This is a genomic window from Actinoplanes sp. NPDC023801, from assembly GCF_040639655.1.
In the GTDB taxonomy this organism is placed as follows: Bacteria; Actinomycetota; Actinomycetes; order Mycobacteriales; family Micromonosporaceae; genus Actinoplanes.
The window spans coordinates 1-11,741 of record NZ_JBFAAI010000060.1; the positions used below are offsets into that span (position 1 = coordinate 1).

At 72.6% G+C, this 11,741-nt stretch carries 2 protein-coding genes; both read right to left on the minus strand.

The annotated features are described in order from the left end of the window. A partial coding sequence (locus tag AB0G04_RS43730) for a type I polyketide synthase (RefSeq protein WP_360996531.1) occupies nt 1–3,767 on the minus strand: 3,767 nt, incomplete at its 3' end. 213 nt (nt 3,768–3,980) lie between these two features. Beyond that, a complete protein-coding gene (locus tag AB0G04_RS43735; RefSeq protein ID WP_360996534.1) occupies nt 3,981–11,474 on the minus strand; it encodes an SDR family NAD(P)-dependent oxidoreductase in 7,494 nt (2,497 codons plus the stop codon). Between the last annotated feature and the right edge of the window lie 267 nt (nt 11,475–11,741).

Consider the following 11,741-nt stretch of genomic DNA (forward strand, 5'->3'; position numbering starts at 1 on the left):
GAAACCTCGGCCAGGCTCTGCACCGCGGAGACACCAGCGGCATGCACCACACCCGTCAGACCATCGATCCCCGCCACCAGCTCCGACACCGCATCGCGATCGGCGACGTCACACGCCACCACCTCAACCTCGGCACCCAATCCGGTCAGCTCCGCGACCAGCTCCGCCACACCAGCAGCCTGCCCGCCACGCCGCGACACCAGCACCACCCGCGAAGCACCACGCTGGATCACCCACCGCGCTGCCCGGGCACCCAACGCACCGGTACCACCGGTGATGAGCACCGTGCCCATCGATGAAACCGGAACTGCCGTTCCCAGCGCAGGAGCCGGACGCAGACGACGAGCAAAAACACCCGACGAACGCACCGCCACCTGATCCTCAGCACCGGAAGCGAGAACCGCGACGAAGCGGCGACCCTCACGCTCACCCAACCGCGACGGCACATCGACCAGGCCGCCCCACACCAGAGGCAACTCCAGCCCAGCCACCCGACCGGCACCCCAGGTCATCGACGCGACAACGTCGGTGACCGACTCCGAACGACCCACCGCCACCGCACCACGAGTGACCGCCCACACCCGGCCACCGATACCGGCGTCGGCAACCGCCTGCATCACCACTGCCAACGACCACCCAGCCGACAACTCAGCCGGGCTGTGGACCCACACCACACCGGCGACCTCCCCGGGGATGGCGGCGAGCCGGCCACTGAGCACGTCACGGTCATCGGAGTACTCGACGGCGACCACCTCGGCGCCCGCCGAAGTCAGGGCCGCCTCGACATCGACCGCCTCGGAACCGTCGGTGAGTACCACCCACACGCCCGGCAGTGACGCGGCGGGGGCTTCGGCGATCGGCGTCCAGCCGATCCGGTACCGCCAGCCCTCCACCACACTCTGCGACCGGCGACGGCGACGCCATGCCGACAGGGACGGCAGCAGGCCTTCCAGGGCCGCTACCTCGTCGGCGGCCAGGCCGAGTTCGGTGACCAGCCCGTCCCGGTCGGCACGCTCGACCGCCGCCCAGAAACCGCTGTCCTCGCCGGTGGGCGCCGGTGCCGGCTCCGACGGCATCAGCCAGTAGCGTTCGCGCTGGAAGGCATAGGTCGGCAGGGCCACCGCGGCGGCGCCCCAGCCCGCGTACATCTTCGGCCAGTCCACGTTCACACCGGTGGTGTGCAGGCGGCCGAGCGCCTCGAGCAGTGTCTCGCTCTCGTCCCGGTCCTTGCGGAGCAGGGCGACGCTGACTCCGTCGGTGATGGCGTCGCCGGCGAGGCCGCTGAGGACCGCGGACGGGCCGACCTCGACACACCGGGTCACACCATGCCCGGCCAGCCAGGACACGCCGTCGGCGAACCGGACGGTCTCCCGGACGTGGCGCAGCCAGTAGTCGGCGGTGAACTCCTCGACCGGCTCACCGGTCAGGTTCGACACGATCGGAATCCGGGGCGCCCCGAACGACAAGCCGTTCAGCACGGCCGCGAAGTCAGCGAGCATCGGCTCCATCAACACCGAATGAAACGCGTGGGAGACCGTCAACCGCGTCGCCTTCGCAAAGCGCGGCGCCACCGCGTCGATCGCCTCCACCGAACCGGAGAGCACGATCGCGTCCGGCCCGTTGATCGCCGCAACGTCCACACCGTCCGGAACGTCAGCCTCGGACGCCTGCACGGCCAGCATCGCCCCACCTGCGGGCAGGGCCTGCATCAACCGGCCGCGAGCCGCGACCAGCGTGACCGCGTCATCCAGGTCCAGGACTCCGGCGACGTGCGCGGCGGCAATCTCACCGATCGAATGACCCAGCAGATAGTCAGGGGTGACACCCCACGACTCGAGCAGCCGGAACACCGCTACCTCGACCGCGAACAAACCCGCCTGCGTGTAAACGGTCTGGTGAATCGCGTCGGAGCCGATCGCGTCGCGCAGTGGCACATCCAGCAGCTGGTCGAAGCGGGCACAGATCGCGTCGAACGCCTCAGCGAACACCGGATACCGGGCGGCCAGGCCCGTACCCATGCCGATGCGCTGCGCGCCCTGGCCGGTGAACAGGAACGCCGTCCGGCCCGGGGTGACGACGCCCGTGGCGCCGTGACCCTCCTCGATCTCGGCGAGCGCTGCCGTGAGAGCGACCGTGCCGGATCCGACGACCACCGCGCGATGCTCCAGCGACGCCCGTGACGTGACCAGCGACGAACCGACGTCCAACGGACGCAGTTCCGGGCTCTCCAGCACGAATTCCCGCAGGCGCCCGGCCTGCGCCCGGAGGGCCTCGGCGGTACGTGCGGACAGCACCCACGGAAGAGCCGGCGGCGCTTCCACGACCGCCGGAACGACGGCGTCCGCCGCGGCCGGAGCCGTGGCGGAGTCACCGTCCTCGTCGGCGAGGTCGTCGTCGGTGGAGGCCGTGACGGACGGCGCCTCCTCGATGATGATGTGCGCGTTGGTGCCGCTGACGCCGAAGGACGAGACACCGGCCCGGCGCGGGGCCCCGCCCGCGGTCCAGGGACGGGCTTCGGTGAGCAGTTCGACAGAACCGGCGGTCCAGTCGACGTGGCTGCTCGGGGCATCGACGTGCAGGGTGCGCGGCATGGTGTCGTGCCGCATCGCCATGACCATCTTGATCAGGCCGGCGACCCCCGCGGCCGCCTGGGCATGCCCGATGTTCGACTTGATGGAGCCCAGCCGCAGCGGGCGTTCGCCGGGGCGGCCCTGACCGTACGTCGCCAGCAGCGCCTGTGCCTCGATCGGGTCACCGAGCCGGGTGCCGGTGCCGTGTGCCTCGACGACGTCCACGTCGGACGGGCTGAGCCGGGCGTTCGCCAGTGCCTGCAGGATGACCCGCTCCTGGGAGGGGCCGTTCGGTGCGGTGAGCCCGTTGCTCGCGCCGTCCTGGTTCACGGCACTGCCGCGGACCACGGCGAGGACGGGGTGGCCGCGGCGGCGCGCGTCGGACAGCCGCTCGACGAGCAGCACGCCGACGCCTTCGGACCAGTTCGTGCCGTCGGCGGCGTCGGCGAACGGCTTGCACCGGCCGTCGGCCGCGAGACCGCCCTGGTTGTCGAACTCGGCGAAGATCCCCGGGCTGGTGATGACGGTGACGCCGCCGGCGAACGCCATCGTGCACTCGCCCTGGCGCAGCGCCTGCGCGGCCATGTGCAGGGCGACGAGCGACGAGGAGCAGGCCGTGTCGATGGTGACGGCGGGGCCTTCGAGTCCGAGTGTGTAGGCGACCCGGCCGGAGACCACGCTTCCGGCGCTGCCGGTCAGCAGGTGCCCGTCGGCGCCGGGAGGCAGGTCGGCCGCGCCGAGGCCGTACCCCGAGACCGGCGCGCCCATGAACACGCCGACCTGGTCGCCGTGCAGGGACTGCGGGTTGATGCCGGCGTGCTCGACGGCTTCCCAGCAGGCCTCCAGCGTGAGGCGCTGCTGCGGGTCCATGGTGAGCGCCTCGCGCGGCGAGATGCCGAAGAGGCGGGCGTCGAACTCGCCCGCGTCGTGGACGAAGCCGCCCTCGCGCCGGTAGCCGGCCGGGTCGGTGTCCCAGCCACGGTCGGCCGGGAAGCCGCCGATCGCGTCGCGGCCCTCGGCGACGAGCCGCCACAGCTCACCGGGCGAGTCGACGCCGCCCGGGTACCGGCAGCTCATCCCGACGATCGCGATGGGTTCCCGCTCACGGGCGTCCGCGGCGCGAAGTCTGCGGCGTGCGTGCCGCAGATCCGTCGTGACCCGCTTGAGATAGTCGAGATACTTCTCTTCGTCCGCCACTCGATTCACCCGTCCAGGCAAGCGTTGCGGTCCGCGCCGTCTTTTTTCGGGCAGCATGAACAGAACCGGCGACCGCGGTATTGACGATGGTGGGGCCGGGTGAGACTCCGGCCGCCCGGCGCGACCTTGCTGTTCGACAGGAGCCTATGGGCGGGTTCTCGGGGCCAACAACCCCTAACGGAACCCGGGGGCCCGAGGCCCCCGGGTATCCGTTTACGCCTCGTCGAGCTGCGACTTGATGAAGTCGATCAGTTCGTCGTCGCTGGCGCCCATCAGGTCGCCGGCGGTGGCCGCGACGGGCTCCGCCTGGCGTCCGCCGTTCCAGCGCGCGAGGAACGCGCTGAGGCGCATGGCGACGCGGGCCCGTACGACCCCGTCGAGCTCGGTGCCCGCGAGGGCGGCCTCCAGATCGTCGAGCTGTGCCAGGAACGGCTCCACGGCCGACTCCGGTGCCCCGATGACGAGCTCGTGCAGGAGCGTGGCGACCGCGGCCGGGCTGGGGTGGTCGAACACCAGGCTGGCCGGGAGTTCGGCACCGGTGACGGCCTTGAGCCGGTTGCGCAGTTCGACCGCGGTCAGGGAGTCGAAGCCGAGCTCCTTGAACGCCCGGCCGCCCGGCACGGTGCTGATCGACGCGTGCCCGAGGACTGCGGCGACCTCCCGCCGTACCAGGGTGAGGAGCTCCTCCGCCTGCTCGCCGCGCGGCAGCGGCAGCAACCGGGCACGCAGCCCGGTGTCGGTCCCGGCGGGTGCGCCGGGCCCTTCCGGACGGCTGTCGCCGGTACGCAGCAGGTCGTCGAAGAGCGCTGCCGGGCGGTTGGCGGTGAACGTCTCCGCGAACCGGTCCCAGCTGACGTCGGCGACCGTGACCTCGATGTCGCCGCCGTCGACCGCCCGTTCCAGCGCGGTCATGGCCGCGTCCGGGTCCAGTACGGCCAGACCGCGTCCGCGCAGGTACTCCTCGGCCTCCGGGTCCGCCGCCATACCGGCTCCGGCCCACGGTCCCCACGAGATCGCGGTGCCCTTCTCGCCGCGGTCACGCCGCGCCCGGACGAGCGCGTCGAGGAAGGCGTTGCCGGCCGCGTAGGCGCCCTGCCCGCCACTGCCCCACACCCCGGCGATCGAGGAGAAGACCACGAACAGATCGAGGCCGCGGGTCTGTTCGTCGAGGTTGACGGCACCGGCGACCTTGCCGTGCAGGACGTCGGCGAGTTCGGTCGCGGTCGTGTCGTCCAGTGCGGTGAGCCCGTTGATCCCGGCGGCGTGGACCACACCGGTCAGGTCGGGCACGGTCGCGAGCAGTGCGGACACGGCCGCCGGGTCGGCCACGTCGCACGCCGCCACGGTGGCCCGGCTGCCCAGTGCGGCCAGCTCGGCGACCAGGTCGGCGGCGCCGGGTGCGTCCGGGCCCCGGCGTGACACCAGCAGCAGGTTCCCGGCACCGCGCCGGGCCAGCCAGCGTGCGGTGTGTGCGCCGAGTGCCCCGGTTCCGCCGGTGATCAGGACCGTACCGCTCGGGCGGTACGGCTCCGCGGCCACCGGGGCCGGTGCGGGACGCAGACGGCGGACGTAGACACCGGTCGGGCGTACCGCGAGCTGGTCCTCCCGGCCGGCACCGGCGAGCACCGCGGCCAGCCGGTCGCCGTCACGTGCGGTCAGCCGCGCGGGCACGTCCACCAGGCCGGCCCAGCGGCGCGGATACTCCAGCGCCGCCACCCGGCCGAGTCCCCACAGCCGGGCCTGTGCCGGATCGGCGAGCGCCTCGACGGCGGCCACCGACACCGCACCGCGGGTGAGGCACCAGAGCGGGGTGAGCACATCGGCGTCGCCGAGCGCCTGCAACAGTGTGACCAGCTCGGCGTCCGCCGGCTCGCCGTCGAGGACGCACAGCATCCCGGCGGGTTCCGGCAGGTCGGCGAGCAGGTCCGCGAGCTCGTCGCGGCCGGTTCCGGCGGTCAGCACCAACTCTGCCGGGTCCGCGCCCGCGGCCCGCAGCGCCGTGACGACGTCGCCGGCGTCGCCGCCCGACGTGATCACCAGCCAGGAGCCGGTGAGCCGGGCGGTGGCCTGCGGGTCGAACCGCTGCCAGGTCGCGGCGTAACGCCAGTCGTCGGTCGGTGAGCTCGCGGCCGGACGGACCGCCGCCGTGACCTCCGGCCAGAAACGCTGCCGCTGGAACGCGTACGTCGGCAGGTCCGCCAGCCGGCCCTGATGCCCGCCGAAGACCGCGGCCCAGTCGACCTCGGTCCCCGCCACGTGCAGGGCGGCGATCGCCTTCAGCGCGGCGGCCGCCTCGTCCCGGTCCCCGCGCAGCATCGGTGCCAGGGTGAAGTCGCCGTCGCGGTCGGCCAGGCAGGACTGCACCAGTCCGGCGAGGACCCCCGACGGGCCCACCTCCACGAACCGGGTGACACCCGCCCCGGCGAGGTGCTCGACCCCGTCGGCGAATCGGACCGCCTCCCGGACGTGACGAACCCAGTACCCGGGCGAGTAGCTTTCGACCGGCTGGTTCGTCAGGTTCGACAGCACCGGGACACGCGGCGGCGCGTACGACAACCGCTCGGCGACCTCGGCGAACTCGGCCAGCATGGGTTCCATCAGCGGGGAGTGGAACGCGTGCGACACCTTGAGCCGGGTCGTCTTCGCGAAGGCCGGGGTCAGCGCGTCGATCGCCTCCTCGGTACCGGAGATCACGATGGACGCCGGGCCGTTGATCGCGGCGATGCCGGCCCTGCCCTCGTACGGTTCGAGCACCTCCCGGACCGTGGCCTCCGAGGCCTGCACCGCGAGCATCGCCCCGCCGGCCGGGAGCGCCTGCATGAGCCGGCCCCGGGCCGCCACCAGGGTCACCGCGTCGTCGAGGGACAGCACACCGGCGACATGCGCGGCCACGATCTCGCCGATCGAATGGCCGAGCAGCAGGTCCGGGGTCACCTTCCAGGATTCCAGGAGCCGGTACATCGCCACCTCGACCGCGAAGAGCGCGGCCTGGGTGTAGTCCGTCCGGTGGATCAGGTCGGAGCCGTCGAGCACCACGTCCCGTAGCGGGGCGTCGAGCATCCCGTCGAAACGGGCGCAGACGGCGTCGAACGCCTCGGCGTAGACGGGGTGACGCTCGTACAGTCCGCGGCCCATCCGCGGCCGCTGCGAACCCTGGCCGGAGAAGAGGAACGCCAGCCTGCCGCGGGCGGCCGAGCCACGGACCAGGTTCGCGGCGGGTTCCTCCCGCTCGAGGGCGGTGAGCCCGGCCCGGAACTCACTGGTGTGCTCGCCGATCACCACGGCGCGGTGCTCCAGCGTGCGCCGGCCCAGCGCCAGGTCGTGCCCGATCCGGAAGACGTCCTGATCGGGGCCGGTGCTCAGCTGTTCGCTGAGGCGGGACGCCTGGGCACGTACGCCGGCCGGGGTCGTCGCCGACAGCAGCCAGGCCACCGGTCCCGGCGGGGTCCCGGCCCCGGTGCCACCGGCGGGTTCGTCGTCGTAGGCCTCGAGGATGGTGTGGGCGTTCGTGCCGCTCAGCCCGAAGGAGGAGACACCGGCGCGGCGGGGACGGTCCCCGGCCGGCCAGCTGCGTGCCTCGGTCAGCAGTTGCACCGAGCCGGCCGCCCAGTCCACGTGCGGCGTCGGCGCGTCCACGTGCAGGGTCGGCGGCAGTACGCCATGACGCAGCGCCAGCACCATCTTGATGATTCCGGCCACCCCTGCCGCCGCCTGCGTGTGCCCCAGGTTCGACTTGACCGACCCGAGCCACACCGGGACGTCGCGGTCCTGGCCGTACGTGGCGATCAGCGCCTGTGCCTCGATCGGGTCGCCGAGTCTCGTGCCGGTGCCGTGCGCCTCCACCGCGTCCACGTCGGCCGGGGTCAGCCCGGCCGCGGCGAGCGCCTGCCGGATGACCCGCTGCTGCGCCGGACCGTTGGGGGCGGTCAGCCCGTTGCTGGCACCGTCCTGGTTGACCGCGGACCCGCGGACCACCGCGAGGATGCGATGACCCTGCCGGCGTGCGTCGGACAGCCGCTCGACGATCAGCACCCCGGCGCCCTCCGACCAGCCCGTACCGTCGGCCGCCGCGGCGAAGGCCTTGCACCGGCCCTCGGCCGCGAGCCCGTCCTGCCGGGCGAACTCGATGAAGGCGCCGGGCGTGGACATCACCGTCACGCCGCCGACGACGGCCATGGTGCACTCGCCGGAGCGCAGGGCCTGCGACGCCAGGTGCAGGGCGACAAGCGACGACGAACACGCGGTGTCCACGGTCATCGCCGGTCCCTCGAGGCCGAAGGTGTACGCGATCCGGCCGGACAGCACCGCGGCCGCGTTGCCGGTGCTGACGAATCCGTCGACAAGCGGGTCACCGGAGCCCAGGACGACACCGGTGTAGTCCTGCCCGTTGGTGCCGGCGAAGACACCGGTGCGGCTGCCGCGCAGCGAACCGGGATCGATGCCGGCCCTTTCGAACGCCTCCCAGACCGATTCGAGGAGCACCCGCTGCTGCGGGTCCATGGCGAGCGCCTCACGCGGCGACACCCCGAACAGCTCGGCGTCGAACGCCGTCGCGTCCTCGATGAAACCGCCGACACCGACCGGCAGCCCGGCGCCCCAGCCTCGGTCGGCGGGGAAACCGGACAGGCCGTCACCGCCGGCGAGCAGAAGCTCCCACAGTTCGTCCGGGTTGGTGACGCCGCCGGGGAACCGGCAGGACATGCCGACGATGACGATCGGGTCGTCGCCGCCGAGATCCGGTCCCCGTACCGGCGCGGCCGGTGCGCTGACCGAACCGGTCAGGAGCTCACGCAGGTGGGCGGCGAGCGCGTCCGGCGTCGGGTGGTCGAAGACAAGCGTCGCGGGCAGCGGCATCGCCGTCGCCCGGGTGAGCAGGTTGCGCAATTCGACTCCGGTCAGCGAATCGAGCCCCAGGTCACGGAAGGCACGGTGCGGGTCGATGTCGTCGGCGGAGCCGTGGCCCAGAACCGTGGCCGTGCTCGCGCAGACCACCCGCAGCAGGGCCCGGTGCTGCTCGGCCGCCGTGGCGGTGGCGAGTTCGGCGAGCATGGTTCCCTCGGCCGCGGAGTCGTCCCCGGCCGGGGACAGCACGCTTAGCAGACGGCCGGGGCGCCCGGCTGCGAGCCGTGCCCAGTCGGCGTCCGCGACCAGGACGGCCGGGGCGCCGTCGGCGACCGCGGAGTCGAATGCGGTCATCGCGAGTTCCGGGGCCATCGGCGTCATGCCGCCCCGGTTCAGCCGCCGGCTGACCGCGTCCGCACCGGCCATGCCGCCGTCGGCCCACGGTCCCCAGGCGATCGACGTCGCCGGAAGCCCGCGGTCCTGCCGGTGCCGGGCGAGCGCGTCCATCCCGGCGTTGGCCGCCGCGTAGTTGGCCTGCCCCGGGCTGCCGATCGTGCCGGCGACCGAGGAGAACAGCACGAACATCCGCAGGTCGAGACCCTCGGTCAAGGCGTCGAGCAGGCGGGCCGTACCGAGTTTGACCCGGGCGACCTCGGTGATCCGCTCAGGTGTGAGGGACTCCAGCACACCGTCGTCGAGGACCCCGGCGGCGTGCACGATCCCCTTCCAGTCGTACGCGGAAAGCAGTTCCCGCAGTGCCGCCTCGTCGGTGACGTCGCAGGCCACCACGGTCGCCTCGGCACCGAGGGCGGTGAGTTCCGCAATCAGTTCGGCCGCGCCGGGCGCCTCGGGGCCGCGACGGCCGGTGAGCACGAGCGGCCCGGCACCGGCGACGGCGAGGCGGCGGGCCACGTGGGCGCCGAGCGCCCCGGTACCGCCGGTGATCAGCACCGGCCCGTCCGGCGCCACGAACGCGGCACCGGAGTGGGGCGCCCGCTCCAGGCGGCGCACGAAGGTCCCGGAGGCACGGATGGCCGACTCGCGTTCACCGTTCTGACCCAGCACTTCGACAAGCCGGCCGGCGGTCGACTCGTCCGGCACCGGCGGCAGATCGACGAGTCCTGCCCAGCGGTGCGGCAGCTCCAGCGCGGCCACCTGGCCCAGCCCCCAGACCTGGGCGGCCGCCACGTCGGTCAGCGGGTCGGACGCCGACACGCTCACCGCGCCACGGGTCAGGCACCACAGCGGTGCGTGGATTCCCACATCACCGAGCGCCTGCACCAGGGCAGTGGTGATCAGGACACCCTCGTCGCCGGTGCCGGGCAGCACGATCACCGCGGTCAGCTCGTCCGGCAGGTCGAGCAGGCGGTCGGCGATCGTGTACCGGTCGTCGCCGGGGTCGAGGAGCAGTTCGACCGGTTCGGCACCGGCACCGGCGAGCGCCGAGACGACGTCGCCGGCACCGTCAGCGGAGACCACGAGCCATCGCCCGGCCGGTGACGCCCCGGCGAGGTCGACCGGCTGCCAGGTGATGTGGTGACGCCAGGTCGCGGTCTCGTCCCACCGGTCCAGGCCGCGGCGCCAGGCCGCCAGCGCGGGCAGGAGCGTTCCGAGGTCGTCGTGGTCACCGACGTGCAGCGTGCCGGTGACGGTCTCCAGGTCGTGAGCCTCGACCGCACGCCAGAACGAGGCCTCCTCGGGGCTGGTCGTGGACGGGCGCTCACCCCAGTAGTGCCGGTGCTGGAAGGCGTAGGTGGGAAGGTCCACCGGTCCCGCCGCCGGGAGGATCGCCGTCCAGTCGACGGCCACTCCGGCCGTCCACAGTTTCGCGACCGCCTGCAGCAGGGTCTCGGTCTCGTCGCGGTCCTTGCGCAGTGCCGCGGCGTAGGTCAGATCCGGTGCGGTCAGCGCCGCCATCCCGGACAGCACCCCCGACGGACCCACCTCGACACACCGCGTCACACCATGGTCCACGAGCCAGCTCACCCCGTCGGCGAATCGGACGGCCTCGCGGACGTGGCGCAGCCAGTAGTCAGCGGTGAACTCCTCAACCGGCTCACCGGTCAGATTCGACACCACCGGGATACGCGGCGCGCGGTACTCGATAGTTGCGGCAACCGAGGCGAACTCGGCCAGCATGGGTTCCATCAGCGACGAGTGGAACGCGTGCGACACCGTCAGCCGGGTCGTCTTGGCGAATCGGGGAGCCAGTTCCTCGATCGCGGCGGCGTCACCCGAGACGACCACCGACGCCGGCCCGTTGACAGCCGCGATGTCAAGGTCCAGACCGGTGATCGCGTCACGGACCTCGGCCTCGGACGCCTGCACCGCGAGCATCGCCCCACCCGCCGGCAGGGCCTGCATCAACCGGCCACGAGCAGCGACCAACGTGACCGCGTCGTTCAAGCTGAGAACTCCGGCGACGTGGGCTGCGGCGATCTCACCGATCGAATGCCCCAGCAGATAGTCCGGGGTGACACCCCACGACTCCAGCAGCCGGAACACCGCCACCTCGACCGCGAACAACCCGGCCTGCGTGAACACCGTCTGGTTGACCGCGTCGGAGCCGATCGCCTCGCGCAGCGGCACATCCAGCAGCTGGTCGAAGCGGGCACCGATCGCGTCGAACGCCTCCGCGAACACCGGGAACCGGGCCGCCAGGCCCGTACCCATGCCGATGCGCTGCGCACCCTGACCGGTGAACAGGAACGCCAGACCACCCTCGGACACCACCGCCGACTCGGCGACGACACCGTCCAGAAGCACCGCACGGTGCTCCAGCGCGGCCCGAGTGGTGGCCAGAGACCATGCCGCCGCAGCCACATCCAGATCCGCTTCCCGCAACCGCTCGATCTGAGCAGTCAAGGCCTCCGCCGACCGCGCCGACACCAACCACGGCAACGGCCCATCCACCACGCGGCTCCCTACGCCCGCCGCAACACCGGCCGGAAGCGCGCCGTCAACCACCGAGCCCTCCACGCCCGCCGGGAGAAGGCCGGTCACCACGCCGGCCGGCTGTGCGGCGGGCTCTTCAAGAATCAGGTGTGCGTTGGTGCCGCTGATGCCGAACGCCGACACACCAGCACGACGCGGCCGGCCATCTCCAGGCCAGGATTGAGCAGCCGTCAACAG